Here is a 17,551-nt window from a genome sequence, read left to right as displayed (position 1 = left end):
GCGTCACGGGCGACGACGAGGGGTGCACGCCGGTCGGGGCGCACGGCCGCGATGGCGGTCGGTGAATGCGCGTCCGTGAGAGAATTGCGCGCCGCGGGTCCGCCCCGCGCACCAAAGGGGAGGCATTTCGTTGGAGCTCCAGGACTATCTGCGCGTGCTGCGCAAGCGGTGGGTCTCGATCGTGGCGATCACGGCCCTGTGCACGCTGGGCGCGGTCGCGGCGTCGCTGGCGATGACGCCGATGTACCAGGCGACGACGCAGCTCTACGTCTCCGTGCAGGGCGGTGCGTCGACGTCGGACCTGCTGCAGGGCGCGAACTTCACGCGGCAGCAGGTGACGTCGTACGCGCAGCTCGTGAACAGCCCGAGCGTGCTGGGCCCGATCATCGACGACATGGGCCTGGACGTGCGGGCGGAGTCGCTCGCGGGCCGGGTGCAGGCGGACTCGCCGCTCAACACGTCGCTCATCAACGTGACGGTGACGGACGAGAACCCGGCGGTCGCCGCGGCGATGGCCGACGCGATCGCGGGCCAGTTCAAGGACGTCATCGGCGAGCTCGAGACGCCCGCCGACGGCGGTCCGTCGGCGGTCAAGGTGTCGGTCGTGCGGGAGGCGACCGCCCCGACGGACCCGTCGTCGCCGAACCTCAAGCTCAACGTCGCCCTCGGTCTTCTGGTCGGCCTCGCGCTCGGCGTCGGGATCGCGGTGCTGCGCGAGGTGCTCGACACGCGCGTGCGCACGGAGGACGACATCGCGCGCGTCACGAACACCTCGGTGATCGGCACCATCCCGTTCGACGAGGACGCCCCCAAGCACCCGCTGATCGTGCAGTCGAGCCCGCACAGCCACCGCGCGGAGGCCTTCCGCCGGGTCCGCACGAACCTGCAGTTCCTGGACGTGGCGGACCGGCCGCGGTCGATCGTCATCACGTCGTCCCTGCCGGGCGAGGGCAAGTCGACGACGTCGATCAACGTCGCGATCACGCTCGCGGACGCAGGCACGCGCGTGATCCTCGTCGACGCCGACCTGCGCCGTCCGGCGGTGGCCCGCTACATGGGCCTCGAGGGCGGTGTGGGTCTCACGACGGCGCTCATCGGCCGCGCGGACGTCACGGACGTCATCCAGCCGTGGGGCAACGGCAACCTGCACGTCCTGCCCGCGGGCCAGGTCCCGCCGAACCCCAGTGAGCTGCTCGGCTCCCAGGCGATGGCGCAGCTGCTCACGACGCTGACGTCCCAGTACGACGTCGTGCTCCTCGACACCGCTCCCCTGCTGCCGGTCACGGACGCCGCGATCCTGGCGAAGCTCACGGGCGGCGCGCTGCTCGTCGCCGGCTCGGACAAGCTGCACCGCAACCAGCTCGCGGAGTCGCTGTCGTCGCTCGAGACGGTGGGCGCGCGCGTGCTCGGCATCGTCCTCAACCGGCAGCGCCGCAAGGCCGGCGAGCAGTACACGTACTACGACTACTCGCCCACGCCCGCGGTCGACGGGCGTGGACGCGACGGCCGCCGCCGCCGCAAGGCCCGCTCGACGCCGTCGGCCCCGGCGACGGCCCCGACGCCCGCGACGACGACGGGCGCCGTCCCGGTGTCGACGAGCACCGGGTCGATCTGGCCGGGCGACGCGCTCAGCGAGTCCCGACTGCGGGGAGGCGCGACGCCGCAGCCCCAGCCGCAGCACCAGCGCGGGGGTTCCCGGCCCTGAGGCCCCCAGGCGGTCGCGGGGCGACGACCGTCCTTCGTCCCTAGGATCGAGCGCGTGGAAGCCGTCGAGAAGCTGGTGCACCTCCGGCGGAAGCCCGGGATCGGACGCGTCGTCAACGCCGCGCTCCACGTCCTGGGCGTGGACTTCCCCGCGAGCGTCCGCGTCGGGCCCGGTCTGGCGCTGCCGCACGGCGCCGTCGGACTGGTCGTCCACGAGGACACCGTCATCGGCTCGAACGTCAAAATCTACCAGGGCGTCACCATCGGGCGGTCCGACACGCACCTGACGGGCGCGCGGGCAGACGGCGGCCGCGTGGTCGTCGAGGACGACGTCGTCATCGGCGCCGGCGCCGTGGTGCTCTTCCGTTCGGGTTCGACGACGACCATCGGCCGCGGCGCGGTCATCGGCGCGAACGCCGTCGTCCTCCGCTCGGTCCCGCCGGGCGAGATCTGGGTGGGCAACCCGGCACGACCGACGCGACCCACCGGCCCGACGTCGTAGCGGGCCGCACGACACGAAGGCCCCCGCCGGATCCCGGCGGGGGCCTTCGTCGTGCGTGGGGCGCGTGTCAGGCACGCACCTCGGAGCGACGGCGGGCGATGACGATCGCACCGGCGCCGACGGCGAGCAGGGCGCCCGCACCGGCCGCGATCGGCAGCGCGTCGGAGCCGGTCGAGCTCAGGGCCGCGGGCGTCCCGGCGGCGGCACCGGCGACGGTGACGGCCTGCGTCGACAGGACGGCGCCGGAGGCGGCGTCGGTGACGACGAGCGAGAACGTCCCGGGCTGCGCGAGCGTGACCGAGAAGACGGCGACACCGGAGGCGTCGGTCAGCTTGGTGAGCGACTTCGTGCCGGCGATCGTGACGGCGTCCGCCGGGACCGAGCCCGGGGTCGTGATGGTCAGGGTGACGTTGGCCTTCGCCGGGCCCTTGACGGTGACCTTGAAGGTCTCGCCGACGGCGGGCGTCGAGTCGGAGACCGTGCCCTTGTCCTGGTAGTTCTCGGCGCCGTAGCCGAACGCGGCGGACGGCGCGAGGACGAGGGCGGCGGCGGCTGCGGCGATGACGAGCGCGCGACGGGTCTTCATGGTGCTCCCCCAGCATGGGACGGACGAAAATGGCACGGAATGACCTTTTCGGACGTTTCCCCGCCGATGACCCTGGAAATGGGTCGGCGTCACCGTACCGATTCGCTGGAGCAACCGGAAGCAACGATCGTCGGTCCGGCACCGCTGGCCAAGGGTGTGGAACGCACCACGACGTCGCCCGTGGACGACTTTCCGGTCACGATCTCGAGCTCGAGCGTGCCGGATTGTCCGGGTGCGAGCGTGAATGTCCGGGCGACGACCCCCAGCTGGTCGTGAACCTGTGCCAGGACCCCCGACTCCTCGGAATTCACCCGCACCGTCTCGACGAATCCCCCGGACGGCGCATACACGAGGACGTTGGTGGCGACCTCACCGGGCGGGACCACGCGGTCGGGCCCGACGACGTACTCGGGCAGCGTCGCGGCGTCGGCCGGGGCGGTCGACGTGAGGGTCACGGTCAGGTCGACCACCTGCGACCCGTCAGGCCGGCACTCCGCGACCTCCCCCGTCACGTCCAGGTCGAGGTAGTAGCCCATCTTCGCCTGCGTGCCGTCGTTCAGGTAGACGCCCACGAGGGGCGACTGGTCGCCGTCACGGCCGCGGAGCGCACCCGCGAGGACCGTCGGCGCGAGCAGCTCCTGCTCGTCGGCGTGCGCGGACCACAGCATGAGCCGTCCCTCGCGCGCGGCCTGCGCGAGCGCGTCGACGACCGCGCCGGCGTCGCCCTGGCCGCCCGCGACGGCGCCGAACACCGTCGCAGCGGTCGACGCGAAGTAGGCGTCCTGGTCGGCGGGCTCCTCGAGCCGCAGGTAGACGCCGTTGAGCAGCTCCGCGACGGCGTTCTCCTGGCTGAGCGCGGTGCCGTCCTCGAGCGCGACGGGACCGGTCGCCCCGAGGACGAGCGCGAGCGCGCCGGGGTCCACGGACAGCACGCCGTCGACCTCGTCGCCGACCTCCTGCTGCCAGATCGCGCGGGCGAGCGCGGCGGACCGCGGGAAGTCCGGCGTGAAGGTGACGTCGCGCATGTCGGTCCCGACGAGCGGGCTGAACAGCGCCTCCTCGGTGTCGCTGAGCGGCAGCGCGGGCTCGGCCAGGCCGGACAGGTCACCGCCGCGCCGCTGGTCGACGACGTCGATGCGCCCGTCCTGCGCGCGCAGCACGAGCACGGTCCCGGGGATCCCACCGGTCGCGCGGGGCTCGGCGTTGTTCTGGACGAGCACGAGGTACGTGCGCGGCTCGGCGGACCCGAGCATCGCGGGCAGGAGCGTCGCGGCGCGCGCGGCCGTCGCGGTCGTCAGCGCGACCTCGTCGACCTGGGTCCGCAGCTCCTCGACGGGCCCGGCGAGCTGGCCGACGAGCCGCGAGGTGTCGAGCGCGTCGAGCTGCTCCACGGCGGCCTGGACGGCCGTGTCGGCGCCGACGACCTGCGGTGCGGCCTTGCGGAGCGCGTCGAGGTCCACGCGGCCGTCGACGGGCGCGAGCGCGGCGGGGTCGACGAGCGCGACGGCGTCGACGAGCGGCGGCAGCCCGTGCTGCGCGAGGTTGTCCACGACGTCCGCCACGACCTGGACGGCGCCGGTCTGGTCGCCGACCCAGGGCAGCGCACCCGCGAGCGACCACGCCGGGCCGCGCGTGCGGGCGTGGGCGGTCGCGGCGTCCTCCTGGAGCCGGGCGACGGTGGCGCGCGCGGCGTCGACGTCGCCCGCGGTCGCCTGCTCCTGCAGCGTCACGACCTCGCCGCGGGCGTCCAGCAGCGCCGAGCGGGCGGCGAGGACGTCGGCGACGAGCCAGCCGACGGCCACGAGCGCGAGGAGCGCGACCCCGGCCACGGCGCCGAGGACGGCGCGCCGGTCGAGCACGATCCTGCGGCGCCAGCGCGGTTCGGGCGGCGGCGTCTGCTCCGGCACGACCTGCGTGGACCAGGCGTCGCCCCAGTCCGGATGTGTCACGCAGGTCCTTCCGCTCGGCTCGGGTCACCGTGGTGCCGCGCGGACGTCCACCCGCCGGCGCGCTCGATGGTAACCGTGCCGCCTGTGCGTCCCGCGGGTCGGCGCGAGCGCGCGACGTGGGCACGGGTCGGGGCAGCCGTGGCGCGCACGGCTGCCCCGATCAGCGTCCCGGTCAGCGGATGGCGCTGCGGTGCCGGGCGAGCAGGAGCGCGCCCGCGCCGACGACCAGCAGCGTGACGCCGCCGAGCACGTACGGCAGCGCGTCGGCTCCGGTGGAGCTCAGCGTCCCGCCCGTCCCGGTCGCCGTCACGGCGAGCACCTCGGTCGCGATGACCGCGCCGGTGGCCGCGTTGGTGGCCGTCAGCGTGTAGGTCCCGGCCTGCGAGAGCGTCACGGTGAACGTCGCGACCCCGGAGGCGTCGGTCGTCTTCGTGAGCGACTTCGTGCCGGCGATCGTGATCGCGCTGTCCGGGATCGACGCAGGCGCCGTGATGGTCAGCGCCACGGGCGTGCTCGGCGTGTACCGGACGGTGAACGTGAACGACTGCCCGGGCGCAGGCGTCGGGTCGGACACCGTCGCGACGACGCTCGGCGCGCGGTAGCCGTCGTCGGTCGTCGCGGCGGTCGCTGCGCTCCCGGCTGACAGGAGCAGTCCGCCTGCGACGAGCACGGCGGCGATCTGGCGTCGAACGTTCATGTGAGCCCCCTCGGCTTCCCCCAGGCCGTCAGCACCGTGCACGGACACGGCACCCGCGTCCGACGGTACAACTGCCCCAGGCATCTGGAAAGCGGTACGCCGCCCGCGGTCACGGCTACCGTGACGGGATGCCGTCCTCCCCCGCCGCGCGTCGCCGCGTGCTCGTGGCGGTGCTGGTCGTGTACCTCGCGGGGGTCGCCCGGCTGACGCTGTGGCCCGAGCCGGCGCCCGACGCGACGTTCGGGCTGGTGCGGGCGGTCCTCGCGTGGCTGCAGGACCGTGGTCTCCCGGTGACGTACGCGGGGACGGAGGCGGTCGCGAACGTCGCGCTGTTCGTGCCGTTCGGGTTGCTCGTCGGCGTCCTGCTGCGGCACCCGTGGTGGGCCGTCGCGCTCGGCGCGGCCACGTCGGCGGCCATCGAGACCGCCCAGCTCGCGTTCCTCCCGTCGCGCGTCCCGACCGTGCAGGACGTCGTCATGAACACCCTGGGCACGGCGCTCGGGGTCGCGGCGCTGCTCGTCGCCCGTCGCGTCGCGCAGAAGCGGACGGGCCAGGCCCTCCCGGAGGAGGACCCGGCCCGCACGGCCGGCTGACGCGAGTTCAGACGCCGAGGACGTCCTTGATCGGGCCGAGCAGGAAGTAGACGACGAACAGCACGGCCGCGCCCCACATGAGCGGGTGCACGAGGCGCGCCTTGCCGAGCGCGAGCTTGATGACGACGAACGCGATGACGCCCGCACCCATGCCGACGGTGATCGAGTAGGCGAACGGCATGAGGACGATCGTGAGGAACGCGGGGATGGCGACCTCGAAGTTCTTCCAGTCGATGCCGCTGATCTGCATGACCATGAGGAAGCCGACGACGACGAGCGCCGGGGTGGCGGCCTCGAACGGGATGACGTCGACGAGCGGCGCGAGGAACGTCGCGAGCAGGAACGCCACACCGGTGGTGATCGCGGCGAGACCCGTCCGGGCGCCGTCACCGACACCCGCGGCCGACTCGATGTACGACGTGTTCGACGACACCGAGCCCGCACCACCGGCGGCCGCGGCGAGCGAGTCGACGATGAGGATCTGCTTGGTGCGCGGCGGGTTGCCGTCCTTGTCGAGCAGCCCTGCCTCGCCGCCGATCGCGACCATCGTGCCCATCGTGTCGAAGAAGTCGGCGAGGAGCAGCGAGAAGACGAGCAGGATGACCGCGACGGCGCCGATGCGCTCGAACGAGCCGAACAGCGAGAACTGGCCGAGCAGCGAGAAGTCGGGGGTCGCGACGACCTGGTCGGGGATCGCGGGGGTGTTGAGCTTCCAGCCGCCCGGGTTGCTGCCGTCGGGCGTCGACGGGCCGACCTTGGTGACGGCCTCGACGATGATCGACAGGACCGTCGCGGTCGCGATGGCGATGAGGATCGCGCCCTTGACCTTGCGGACCATGAGGACGATCGCGGTGATGAGGCCGACCGAGAAGACGAGGAGCGGCCACGAGCCGAGCGAGCCGGCGATGCCGAGCTCGACGGGCGTGGCGAGGCTCGACGGGATGCGCACGAAGCCCGAGTCGACGAGGCCGATGAACGCGATGAACAGGCCGATGCCGACGGAGATCGCGGTCTTGAGCTCGACGGGCACGGCCTTGAACACGGCCTCGCGGAAGCCGGTGAGGACGAGCACGAGGATGATGAGGCCCTCGAGCACGACGATGCCCATCGCGTCCGGCCAGGTCATGCCGGGCAGGAACGCGATCGAGTAGGTGACGACGGCGTTGAGGCCGAGGCCCGCGGCGAGCGCGAGCGGGAAGTTCGCCACCGCGCCCATGAGGATCGACATGACGCCCGCGACCAGCGCGGTGGTCGCGGCGACGGCGGCGAGGTTCGGGGCGTCACCGCCGCCGAGGAACGCACCGTTGCCGCCGTCCGACTGGACGGTGCCGATGATGAGCGGGTTGAGCACGATGATGTAGCTCATCGTGAAGAAGGTGACGAGACCGCCGCGGATCTCCGTGCCGATCGTCGAGCCGCGCTCGGTGATCTTGAAGTAGCGGTCGACCGCGTTGCGAGGTGGCGCGGGAGTCTCGTCCTGCGCGACGGGGGCGGAGGGGGAAGCCATGCGCAGATCGTAGGAGAACGATCGCGTCCGCATGATGGTTCCCACCGTCCGCAACATGAACGTCACACAGTGACGAGCGCGACGCCCGCCCGGCGGTACCCGGCAGCGCACCCCCGCCGGGCATCATGGTCGCCGTGACCGTCGACCCCGCCGCGCCCGTGCGTGTCCTCACCGTCTGCACCGGCAACATCTGCCGCTCCCCCGCGGTCGAGCGGCTGCTCGCCGCGGGTGCCGGTGGCGCGTTCCGGGGCGGCGTGGCGACGGGCGGGATCGAGGTCGGGTCGGCCGGCACGCGCGCGGTCGTCGGGTCCGCGATGAGCCCGCAGATGGCGACGCTGGTCGCGGGGCGCGGGCTGGTGGCCGACGGCTTCGTCGCCCGGCAGCTCGACGCGACCGCGGTCCGCGAGGCGGACGTGGTGCTCGCGCTGACCCGCAGCCACCGGTCCGCGGTCGTCGAGCTCGTGCCCGCGGCCGTCCGGCGCACCTACACGCTGCGCGAGCTCGCCCGCCTGGCGCCCCTCGTGGACCCGGCGGCGCTCGCCGCGGCCGGCCCGACGCCCGCCGACCGGCTGCGGGCGCTCGTCACGCTCGCCCCCGCGCAGCGCGGACGTGTGCACGCGACGCCCGACGAGGACGACGTCGTCGACCCGATCGGGCAGTCCGACGCGGTCTACGCGCGGGTGTTCGACCAGATGGCGCAGGCCGTGGACGTGATCGTCGGCACCCTGCGCCGGTCGTAGGCTTCGCCCGTGCCGTCGCTCCTCGACCGGCTGCTGCGCCCCGAGCGCACGCCGCCCCCGCCCGTGCAGGTCGACCTCGCGCACGTGCTCCTGGTCGGCACCGGCGTGTGGACGGTCGGGCTCGTGGTCTGCGCGGTCCTCGGCTGGACCGGGGTCACCGACTGGGTCCCGACCGTGGTGTGCGCGACGGGTGTCGTGATCGGTCTGGGCGCGCTCGGGTGGGCCCGCCTGCGGCGACCGCAGACGGGCCCGACCACCGGGCGCTGACCGGCGTCAGACGACGACGAGCGAGAACCCGCCGCGGCCGTACCCGGCGACGTCCACCTCGAGGTCGCACCGCCGCATGAACGCCGGCACGTGCCGCGCGACGTCCGCGGGCAGCGGGTGCCCCGGCTCGTACACGACGTCGAGCCGCACGTGCGGCGCCCCCTCCGCGTTCAGCAGAGAGCCCAGCACGTTGAGGATCTCGCTCGCGTTCTCGAGCAGGCCGGCGGGCAGACCGCCGTGGTTCACGGCCTGCTGCGCCATCTTCACCGGGACCAGCCCGAGCGCACCGCCGAGGTACGCGGCGGCGGCGACGTCGAGCAGGACGAGCGCGGCGATCTGCTGCGTGTCGTCGAGGTACACGCCGACCAGGCAGCCGTCGCCCTTCGCGGGGTCCTGGCTCTTCGCGCCCGTGAGCACGTCGACCTCGCGACCGACGAGGCTCTCCAGCAGGTCGCGGACCTCGACGGCACCGGCCAGCGGGGTCTGCGCGCTCATGCCAGCACCGGCTCGATGACCTCGCGGAACGAGTCCGCGGTGAACGGCTTGGCGATGAGGAACAGCGCACCGGCGGCGTCCGCGGTGGCCCGCATCTCGGGCGAGCCCTCGGACGTGACGAACCCGAACGGCGTCTCGAAGCCCTCGGCGCGCAGCGCCTCGAGCAGCTCGATGCCGGACACGTTCGGCATGTTCCAGTCCGACAGGACGACGTCGGGCTCGTCGGCGCGGACGGCCGCGAGGGCTTCCGCACCGTCGGACGCCTCGCGCACGTCCCAGTCGTAACCCGCCTGCCGGAGCGTGCGGATCACGATCTGGCGCATGACGCGGCTGTCGTCGACGACGAGGACGCGGATCATGATCGGTTCCTTCCTTCGGTGCCGCGCCGCGGAGCGGTCGGCGCGGCGGTCGTGCCAGGGACGGTGGGGACGGGGCTCACTGCCCGCCCCCGGTGAGGAGCACCCAGAGCTCCACGACGATCGGGCGGCCGCGCCACGACAGCGCGAGCTCCTGGACGCGCAGCGCGCCCTCGAGCAGCGGGACGGTGTCGGCGACGGCCGGGAGGCCCAGCTTGGCGGCGTCGGGCATGAGCGCCTTGATGTTGCCGCCGACGACGTTCGCGAGCTCGCCGAACGCGTCGACGAGGTCCTCGTGCGACACCTCCTCGTCGGCCGGCAGGCCGAGCAGCGCACGGGCCAGGTCGTGCGCGGTGGCGGTCGCGGTCGTGAGGACGGCGCGGCCGCTCAGCTCGCCGAACAGGTCGACCCACGCGTGCACGGGCTCCTCGACGGCGGGCGTCTCGCCCTCCCAGGCGTTCAGGTGCCCGTCCTCGCCGTCGATCATCGACGCGAACACGTCACGGGCGATGAGCAGGACCTGGTCGGTCGCGACGTCGGTGCTCATGCGGTCTCCTCCACGGGGACGAGGCCGAGCAGGTCGAGCTTGGCCCGCAGCTCCTCGGCGGTGAACGGCTTGATCAGGTACTCGTGCGCGCCTGCCGCGAGCGCGCGCACGATCTGGGACTGCTCGGCCTCGGTCGTGACCATCATGAGCGTCACGCCGCGCCACTCGCGGTTCTTGCGGACGTGCGTGACCAGCTCGAGCCCGTCCATGACGGGCATGTTCCAGTCGACGGTGACGAGGTCCACGGCCCCCTCCTGCTGGAGGGCGTCGAGGGCCTCCTGGCCGTCGGCGGCCTGGGTCGTCGAGAACCCGAGCCCTTCCAGGACGTTCGCGACGATGCGGCGCATCGTCCGCGAGTCGTCGACCACGAGTGCTCTCATCGGCTCTCTCCTCGGACGCTGTCGGACAGCGGGACGGCGGCGACGCGCGCGGACGGCACGACACCGAGGGGGGCTATCGGGGCGGGCGCGAACGACCGCAGGGTGGGCGTGAGCAGGCTGGGCACGGCGGCGGCCCGGTAGACCGCGCCGCGCTCGACGGGCACGCGCTCCCAGCCGTCGTCGAGGCCGATCGTCGTCTCCGCCGCGCCGAGGACGAGGAACCCGCCGGGGCGCATGGCCGCGAGGACGCGGTCGAGCACGGCCTGCTTGACGGGCAGGTCGAAGTAGATGAGGACGTTGCGCAGGAACACCACGTCGAAGCCCCCGCCGAACGGCGGCGGGTCGAGCAGGTTGTGCCGCAGGAACGTCACCTGGCGGCGGAGGTGGTCGCGCACGCGCCAGCCGGTGCCGTCGGCCTCGAAGTGCCGCACGAGCATCTGGGTCGGCAGGCCGCGGTTCGTCTCGAGCCGCGAGTAGACGCCCTGCGACGCGCGGTCGAGCACGGTCGCGTTGATGTCGGTCGCGACGATCTCGACGGCCGTGTCCGGCACGGCGTCGGCGAGCGTCATCGCGATCGAGTACGGCTCCTGCCCGGTCGAGCAGGCCGCCGACCACACGCGCAGGCGGGGCAGGCTGCCGTCCGGGCCGCGCAGCGCGGGCACGACGTGCTCGGCGAGCGCCCGGAAGGGCGACCCGTCGCGGAAGAACGACGTCTCGTTCGTGGTGAGCGCGTCGACGACCGCACGCACGTCCGCCTCGCGCTCGAGGCCGCGCAGCTCGCGCACGTACATGTCGACCCGGGTGTGCCCCGCGCGTTGCGCGAGCGGCTGGAGCCGGGACTCCACGAGGTACTCCTTGCCGCTGTCGAGGTTGAGGCCGGCGCGTCGTGCCACCAGCTCCGCGACGTAGGCGAAGGCGTCGGGGGCGAGGCTCATCGGTGCGCTCCGGTGGGTTCGGCGGTCGCGTGGGTGAGGACGTCCTCCACGGCCGCGGGGATCTGGTCGACGGGCAGCACGCGGTGCGCGAGCCCGGCGGTGGCGACGGCTCCGGGCATGCCCCAGACGACGCTCGACGGCTGGTCCTGCACGAGCACGGTGCCGCCGGCGCCGACGACCTCGACGCAGCCCTGCCGCCCGTCGACGCCCATGCCGGTGAGCACCACGGCGAGCAGCTCGCCGCGCACGGCGCGCACCGCGGAGCGGAACAGGACGTCGGCGGCGGGCCGGCAGAAGTTGATCGGCGGCGAGTCGTCGAGCGCGGTGCGCAGCATCCCGGTGCGGGTGTCGACGCCGAGGTGCCGGTCGCCGGGCGCGATGTACACGTGCCCCGGCAGGAGCGGCTCGTCGTCACCGGCCTCGACGACCGTCGCGGGCCCGACGCGGTCGAGCCGCGCCGCGAGCTGCCGCGTGAACACCGGCGGCATGTGCTGCACCACGAGGACGGGGACCGGCGGCGGGACGGTGAGCCCGCGCAGGACACGGGTGAGCGCGTCGGGCCCCCCGGTCGAGGACGCGACGACGACGAGCTGCACGGGGTGCGCCGGCGGCATCGGCCGCGCGACCGGCTCGGCGGCGTGTCGCGGCGGGACGACGTGCTCGACGACGGGCGCGGCGTGCGCGGCGTGCGCGGACGGCGCGGGCACGTCGACGACGTCCTCGTTGCGCGGGACGAGCGCGAGGATCCGCGGGATCAGGTCGTGCGCGACGCGTGCCAGCGCCTCGTGCACGGACGCGGTGCCCGTGGGCTTCGTGACGTAGTCGGTCGCGCCCGCGGCGAGCGCGTCGAGCGTCGCCGTCGCACCGCGTTCGGTGAGCGTGGAGAACATGATGATCGGCATGCGGTCGCCGCGGGCACGCAGCGCCGCGACCGTCTCGATGCCGTTCATCTCCGGCATCTCGACGTCCATCGTCACCAGGTCGGGCTGCAGCTGCTCGACCTTCGTGAGCGCGAGCCGCCCGTTCGCCGCGATGCCGACGACCTCGATGCGCCGGTCCTGGCGCAGGACGTCGCTGACGATCCGCCGCACGACGACCGAGTCGTCGACGACGAGGACACGGATCGGACTCACGCGGCGCCGCCGAGCTGCGCCGCGACGCTCGTCGCGACGTCGGCCTCGTACGGGACGACGACCACGCCGCGCAGGCGGGCCTGCTGCAGGACGTCGTCGAGCGTGCCCTCGGCCACCGCGACCGCCACGACCGCGTCGGCGCCGCCGTCGACGAGCAGGCGGACCTGCGCGACCTGCGTCGCGGAGTCGGGCGCGTAGTGCACGCGCACGCCGTACCCGAGCTGCGCGAGGCGCTGCACGAGCACGTCGCCCTCGACGGCCCAGCCGGTCGCGGGCAGCGTCACGCCGACGAGGCGCGTCGACTGCCACCGCGCGAGCGCGTCACCGCTGACCTCGCCGCCGCCCGTCTGGTGGGCGAACGCAGCCGCCACGGCGAGCGCCATGACCGACGCCGCCCATGCCTTGCGTCGCGACATCCCTGTCTCCTTCGTCCGGCGGGCCGTCCCTGGCCCGGCGGTGGTGCACCTTCGGTCAGAAGGTGAACATCGACACCCGCTCGCGCAGGTCGGCGGACATGCGGGCCAGCTCGGTGACGGACCCGCCCATCTGGCTGAGCACCTCCGAGCTCGTGGCGGCGGACGTGGCGACACCCGTGATGTTCGCGGCGATCTCGCCGGAACCGGTGGCGGCCTCGGCCACGCCGCGGGACATCTCGTTGGTCGTCGCGGTCTGCTCCTCGACGGCCGACGCGATGGTCAGCTGGTAGTCGTTGATCGACGCGATGATCGCGCCGATCTCGCCGATCGCGGCGACGGCACCCGTGGTGTCGGCCTGGATCGCCTCGACCCGGCGCGCGATGTCCTCGGTCGCCTTCGCCGTCTCCGACGCGAGCTCCTTGACCTCGCCCGCGACGACCGCGAAGCCCTTGCCGGCCTCCCCGGCGCGCGCGGCCTCGATGGTCGCGTTGAGCGCGAGCAGGTTCGTCTGCTCGGCGATCGACGTGATGAGCTTGACGACCTTGCCGATCTCCTGGCTCGACGAGCCGAGGCGCGACACCGAGTCGTTCGCGCTCGCCGCGGCGCCCGTGGCCGCCTGCGCCACCTTGGTCGCCTCGGTCGCGTTCTGCGCGATCTCCCGGATCGACGCGCCCATCTGCTCCGCACCGGCGGCGACGGCCTGCACGTTGCGGGACACCTGCGCGGCCGCGGCGGCGACGACGCCCGCCTGCGCGCTGGTCTCGTCGGACCCGGCGGCGACCTGGCTCGACGACGCGGAGAGCTGCTCCGCGGCGACAGCGACCTCGTCGGCCGTGTGCTTGACCTCGGTGAGCGTCTCCCGCACGCCGGCCTGGGCGCGGGTGAGCGCGTCGCGCATCTGGCCCATCTCGTCGCGCGACGTCCCCGGGACGGTCCGCGTGAAGTCGCCGACGGCCATGCCGTTGAGCGCGCGGCACATGTCCCAGACGCTCTTGCGGATGCCCGACGCCGTCTTGAAGCCGAGGAACATCGAGATCGCGAGGCCCGCGAAGAGGCTGATGCCGAGGATGTAGCCGGCCATGTCGACGCGGTCCTGCGCGGCCTCGGCGGTCGCGGTGACGTCCGCGGCCATCGACTTCTCGACCTCGGCGAAGTCCATGACGAACTGGTCGATCGCCGGCTGGCTCACCGTGTCGAGCACCGCCGAGTACGCGTCGGGGTCGTCGGACAGCGCGGCCGGCACGACCTCGTCGTCCCGCAGCAGCACCCACTTCTGGTAGGAGTCGACGAACTTCGGCCAGGCCGCGTTGCCGCGCGCGGCGTCGGACTTGCCGAACGCCTCGATCGCCTCGCCCATGTCCATGTCGTTGCGCCGCTGGAGCTCGAGCCACCCCTTGCGGATGACCGGGTTCTTCACCGCGGCGATCTGCGCGACCGTGAGGCGGGCGGTGTGCTGGCCGTCGTCGACGGCGCGAGCGAGGGCTGCCTCGTCGGTCGCGATGACGTCGACGTCCCGCAGGTCCTGGGCGGCACGCTGGAGGGCGACGTAGGCGAAGGCGCCCGAGCCGAGGGCGACGAACGCCACGAGGCCGAGCAGCAGCATCATCTTCGTCTGGATGCCCAGGTTGCCCAGGCTCATGCGCCGGCGCGGGCCGCCGTCGCGGGAGGTCTTGCTCATCGGTGCTCCTTGTCAGGGCGTCGTCGCCGTCGTCCGTCAAGATCGGCCGCAGCGGCGGTGCTGTGAGAGGTCGGGGCGACATCCCCCCGCACGGCTCAGGCCGCGGAGGCGGCCTCGTCGACGTCGAGGACGAGCAGCAGCCGGTCCTCGAGCGTGCACGCGGACCGGATGAGGGGCCGCAGGTCGGGGTCGAGCGTCTCCGGGGGTGCGCCGACGTCGTCGACCGGGACGTCGAGGACGTCGCCGATCTCGTCGACGAGCAGGCTGACGGGCTCGCCGTCGACCTGGACGACGACCATCATCGGCTCGGCGTCCTGCGCGAGCGCCGGCAGGCCGAGCCGCGGCCGCAGGTCGACCGTGACCACGACCTGACCGCGCAGGTTGACGACGCCGGCGATGCCGGGCGGCGCGAGCGGGACCCGCGTGCGGGCGTGCGCGCGCAGCGCCTCCTGGACGCGCAGCACGTCGACGCCGTACAGGTCGTCGCCGATCGTGAACGTGACGTAGCGGTTCACGCCGCCCCCTCCAGCAGCTCGTCGGACTCGAAGTCGTGGTCGGCGGCGAGCAGCGCGGCGCGCAGGTCGAGCAGCTCGGTGACGCGACCGTGCACGACGGTCGAGCCGACGAGGCCCGCCGCGTCGATGTCGGAGTGCTCGGCGTGGTCCTCGACGATGTCGACGATGTCCTCGACGACCAGCGCGGCGCTGCGCGACCCGCGCTCGTAGACGACGAGCAGCAGCTCGTCGCGGTCCTCGGGCGTCGCGCCGACCAGGCTGTCGACGCGCGCGAGCGGCAGGATCGAGCCGCGGTACTGCACGACCTCCCGGTCGCCGACCGTCTCGACCTCCTCCGACCGCACGTGCTCGAGGCGCGCGACGCCCGCGAGCGGCATCGCGACCAGGCGGCCCTCGCCGATACGCGCGACGAGCAGCTGCTCGGTCTCGTGCGTCTCCTCGACGACCGTCGACGCGTGGCCGACCGACGCGTGCTCGTGCTCGCGCGGCATGGCCTCGCGGGCGATCGACTGCATGTCGAGGATGAGCGCGACCCGCCCGTCGCCGAGGACCGTCGTGCCCGCGTAGGTGCTCACGGACTTGAGCTGCGCCGCGAGCGGCGTCACGACGATCTCCTCGGTCGCGAGCACACGGTCGACCAGCAGGCCGAAGCGGTTGTCGTCCGCCTGCACCACGACGATGACGCCGGGCCGCGACCCGGCGGGCTCACCGTCGGACAGGCCGAGCACCTCGCGCAGCGGCACGAGCGGCAGCAGCTCGCCGCGCAGCCGGTAGACGGGCGCGTCGTGCACGTGCTCGACGGCCTGCTCGGCGCGCTCGTCGAGCGCGACGAGCTCGAGGACGTGGACCTGGGGCACCGCGTAGACGTCACCGTCGCACTCGACCGACAGCGACGGCATGATCGCGAGCGTCAGCGGGATGCGCAGGCGCCACGACGTGCCGACACCGACGGTGGACTCGACGTCGACCGTCCCGCCGACCGCCTCGATGCGCGTGCGCACGACGTCCATGCCGACGCCGCGGCCGGACACGTTGGTGACCGCGGCGGCCGTCGAGAAGCCGGGTAGGAACAGCAGCCCCAGCATCTCGGCCTGCCCGAGCGAGGCGACCTGCTCGGGCGTGCGCAGCCCCTTGCGGACCGCCGACTCGGCGACCTTCTGCGGGTCGATCCCGCGCCCGTCGTCGCGGACCTCGACGACCACCTGGCCGCCCGCGTGGAACGCCCGCAGCTCGAGCGTGCCGTGCGACGGCTTGCCCGCGGCGACGCGCTCGGCCGGCGGCTCGATGCCGTGGTCGACCGCGTTGCGCACCAGGTGCGTCAGCGGGTCCTTGACCGCCTCGAGCAGGCTGCGGTCCAGCTCGGTCTCTCCGCCCACGAGCTCGAGGCGCACCTCGCGCCCGCACGTCGCGGCGAGGTCGCGCACGACGCGCGGCATCTTCGCCCAGACGTTCTCGATGGGCTGCATGCGCGTGCGCATGACGCCGTCCTGCAGCTCGGACGCGATGAGGTTGAGCTGCTGCGCCGACCGCGTGAGGTCGACGTCCTGCGACTCGGCCGCGAGGCGCGTGAGCCGGTTGCGGACCAGCACGAGCTCGCCGACCTGCCGCATGAGCCGGTCCAGCAGCTCGACGTCGATGCGCACCGACGACTCGCTCGCGCCGCGCAGCGTGCCGACCTCCTCGAGCGGCGCCGCCGCGGGGGCCATCGTCGGGGTGTACTCGTGCCCGCTCGACAGGTCCGCGAGCGCCGCGGTCGCGAGCGCCTGCACGGCGGCCGCCTCGAGGGCCTCGTCCGCGGCGCGCTGCGCGGCGGGGTCGACGTGCGGCGTCGGCAGCACCGGCGTCACGTCGCCTGCACCGGGGCCGTCCGCCGGGGGTGCCGCGGGGGTCGTCGGGACGCGCTTGGCGATCTGCTTGATCGTCGGGGCCTTGTCCGGGGTCGCGACGGCACCGGCGGTCGGTGCGGCGACGGTCGCGGCGACCTGCGCCGCGGTCTCGTCGGAGGGGGCCTCGCGCGGGTGGGGCACGTCGGTCGCGGTCTCGACCGCCCGCGCGACCGCCTCGGCGGGCGAGGCCTCCGCGGCCGGCTCGGCGGCGGCGGGCGCGGCCGCGGCGGCGGGCGCGGCGGCCGTGCGCCCCTCCTGGACAGCGACGATCGCCTCGACGACCACGTCGACGTCGACGTCTCCCTCGCCGCCGGTGCGCTCGATCGCGTCGAGCAGCAGGCGGACGGTGTCGACCGTGCGCAGCAGCACGTCGGTCGTCACCTGGTCCATCTGCCGGCGACCGTCGCGCAGCTCGACGAGCAGGTTCTCGCCCGCGTGCGTGACGCGCTCGAGCCGGGAGAACGCGAGGAAGCCGCTGGTCCCCTTGATGGTGTGGATCGTCCGGAAGACGCTGCTCAGCAGCGGCCGGTCCCCCGGGTTCTCCTCGAGCTCCACGAGGTCCCGGTCCAGCTGGTCGAGGTTCTCGTAGCTCTCGACCAGGAACTCGCGGACGATCTCGTCGATGTCCTCCACGCGTGCCTCCCCACCGGGGGGCGATCGGCGCC

19 protein-coding genes are annotated in these 17,551 nt (G+C 73.7%); 5 read left to right on the top strand and 14 right to left on the bottom strand.

Features of this window, described 5'->3' with window-relative positions; genetic code table 11:
• The first annotated feature begins 130 nt into the window (after positions 1-130).
• Both OMK64_RS08780 and OMK64_RS20875 read left to right on the top strand, forming a co-directional pair.
• A complete protein-coding gene (locus OMK64_RS08780; protein ID WP_272727698.1) occupies positions 131-1,705 on the top strand; it encodes a tyrosine-protein kinase domain-containing protein in 1,575 nt (524 codons plus the stop codon).
• Positions 1,706-1,759: 54 nt separating this feature from the next.
• Positions 1,760-2,206, top strand: a complete 447-nt coding sequence (locus tag OMK64_RS20875; protein WP_272727697.1) for a serine O-acetyltransferase — start codon at positions 1,760-1,762, stop codon at positions 2,204-2,206.
• 67 nt (positions 2,207-2,273) lie between these two features.
• On the opposite strand, the gene OMK64_RS08770 is transcribed toward OMK64_RS20875, so the two are convergent.
• From OMK64_RS08770 to OMK64_RS08760, 3 genes are all read right to left on the bottom strand, one after another.
• The gene (locus OMK64_RS08770) at positions 2,274-2,792 is read right to left on the bottom strand and encodes a peptidase (RefSeq protein ID WP_272727696.1); all 519 of its coding nucleotides are present in this window, start codon (positions 2,790-2,792) and stop codon (positions 2,274-2,276) included.
• 89 nt (positions 2,793-2,881) lie between these two features.
• Positions 2,882-4,741 (bottom strand): DUF4012 domain-containing protein, encoded by a 1,860-nt coding sequence (locus OMK64_RS21085; protein WP_272727695.1) that lies wholly within the window; start codon positions 4,739-4,741, stop codon positions 2,882-2,884.
• A gap of 172 nt (positions 4,742-4,913) precedes the next feature.
• Complete coding sequence (locus OMK64_RS08760; RefSeq protein WP_272727694.1) at positions 4,914-5,438, bottom strand: SpaA isopeptide-forming pilin-related protein; 525 nt, start codon at positions 5,436-5,438, stop codon at positions 4,914-4,916.
• 128 nt (positions 5,439-5,566) lie between these two features.
• Here OMK64_RS08760 and OMK64_RS08755 point away from each other — a divergent pair, with 128 nt between their 5' ends.
• Positions 5,567-6,031 carry a VanZ family protein gene (locus tag OMK64_RS08755; RefSeq protein ID WP_272727693.1) on the top strand — a complete coding sequence of 155 codons (465 nt, stop codon included), beginning with the start codon at positions 5,567-5,569 and terminating at the stop codon, positions 6,029-6,031.
• Between the two features lie 7 nt (positions 6,032-6,038).
• Here the strand turns inward: OMK64_RS08755 and OMK64_RS08750 are convergent, their stop codons facing one another.
• Complete coding sequence (locus OMK64_RS08750; RefSeq protein WP_272727692.1) at positions 6,039-7,538, bottom strand: NCS2 family permease; 1,500 nt, start codon at positions 7,536-7,538, stop codon at positions 6,039-6,041.
• Between the two features lie 134 nt (positions 7,539-7,672).
• Between OMK64_RS08750 and OMK64_RS08745 the strand changes: the two genes are divergently transcribed.
• On the top strand, positions 7,673-8,278 hold the full coding sequence (locus OMK64_RS08745) for an arsenate reductase/protein-tyrosine-phosphatase family protein (protein WP_272727691.1): 606 nt from the start codon (positions 7,673-7,675) through the stop codon (positions 8,276-8,278).
• Between the two features lie 9 nt (positions 8,279-8,287).
• Entirely contained in the window at positions 8,288-8,545 is a 258-nt protein-coding gene (locus tag OMK64_RS08740; RefSeq protein WP_272727690.1) for a DUF2530 domain-containing protein, read from the top strand.
• 6 nt (positions 8,546-8,551) lie between these two features.
• Here OMK64_RS08740 and OMK64_RS08735 read toward each other — a convergent pair whose 3' ends face one another.
• The 10 genes from OMK64_RS08735 to OMK64_RS08690 all read right to left on the bottom strand — a co-directional run bounded on the left by OMK64_RS08735 (position 8,552) and on the right by OMK64_RS08690 (position 17,519).
• Complete coding sequence (locus tag OMK64_RS08735; RefSeq protein ID WP_272727689.1) at positions 8,552-9,040, bottom strand: hypothetical protein; 489 nt, start codon at positions 9,038-9,040, stop codon at positions 8,552-8,554.
• Positions 9,037-9,399 carry a response regulator gene (locus tag OMK64_RS08730; RefSeq protein ID WP_272727688.1) on the bottom strand — a complete coding sequence of 121 codons (363 nt, stop codon included), beginning with the start codon at positions 9,397-9,399 and terminating at the stop codon, positions 9,037-9,039. The genes OMK64_RS08735 and OMK64_RS08730 overlap by 4 nt, the downstream gene beginning before the upstream one ends.
• 76 nt (positions 9,400-9,475) lie before the next feature.
• Positions 9,476-9,943 (bottom strand): chemotaxis protein CheX, encoded by a 468-nt coding sequence (locus OMK64_RS08725; RefSeq protein ID WP_124342397.1) that lies wholly within the window; start codon positions 9,941-9,943, stop codon positions 9,476-9,478.
• Positions 9,940-10,323 carry a response regulator gene (locus OMK64_RS08720; protein WP_124342398.1) on the bottom strand — a complete coding sequence of 128 codons (384 nt, stop codon included), beginning with the start codon at positions 10,321-10,323 and terminating at the stop codon, positions 9,940-9,942. The genes OMK64_RS08725 and OMK64_RS08720 overlap by 4 nt, the downstream gene beginning before the upstream one ends.
• On the bottom strand, positions 10,320-11,258 hold the full coding sequence (locus OMK64_RS08715; protein ID WP_272727687.1) for a CheR family methyltransferase: 939 nt from the start codon (positions 11,256-11,258) through the stop codon (positions 10,320-10,322). The genes OMK64_RS08720 and OMK64_RS08715 overlap by 4 nt, the downstream gene beginning before the upstream one ends.
• Positions 11,255-12,391, bottom strand: a complete 1,137-nt coding sequence (gene cheB, locus OMK64_RS08710) for a chemotaxis-specific protein-glutamate methyltransferase CheB (protein WP_272727686.1) — start codon at positions 12,389-12,391, stop codon at positions 11,255-11,257. The genes OMK64_RS08715 and cheB overlap by 4 nt, the downstream gene beginning before the upstream one ends.
• Positions 12,388-12,807, bottom strand: a complete 420-nt coding sequence (locus OMK64_RS08705) for a type 1 periplasmic-binding domain-containing protein (RefSeq protein ID WP_272727685.1) — start codon at positions 12,805-12,807, stop codon at positions 12,388-12,390. The genes cheB and OMK64_RS08705 overlap by 4 nt, the downstream gene beginning before the upstream one ends.
• 55 nt (positions 12,808-12,862) lie before the next feature.
• Positions 12,863-14,485 carry a methyl-accepting chemotaxis protein gene (locus OMK64_RS08700; RefSeq protein ID WP_272727684.1) on the bottom strand — a complete coding sequence of 541 codons (1,623 nt, stop codon included), beginning with the start codon at positions 14,483-14,485 and terminating at the stop codon, positions 12,863-12,865.
• Positions 14,486-14,580: 95 nt separating this feature from the next.
• The gene (locus OMK64_RS08695; protein ID WP_272727683.1) at positions 14,581-15,000 is read right to left on the bottom strand and encodes a chemotaxis protein CheW; all 420 of its coding nucleotides are present in this window, start codon (positions 14,998-15,000) and stop codon (positions 14,581-14,583) included.
• Positions 14,997-17,519: a chemotaxis protein CheA gene (locus tag OMK64_RS08690; RefSeq protein WP_272727682.1), complete on the bottom strand. Its 2,523-nt coding sequence runs from the start codon at positions 17,517-17,519 to the stop codon at positions 14,997-14,999. Before OMK64_RS08690 ends, OMK64_RS08695 begins: the two co-directional genes overlap by 4 nt.
• Positions 17,520-17,551: the final 32 nt, after the last annotated feature.

This window comes from Cellulomonas fimi (genome assembly GCF_028527925.1).
Taxonomy (GTDB): Bacteria; Actinomycetota; Actinomycetes; order Actinomycetales; family Cellulomonadaceae; genus Cellulomonas; species Cellulomonas fimi_C.
Note: the sequence above shows the minus strand (reverse complement) of the source record. Positions and strands in the feature narration are given on the sequence as shown.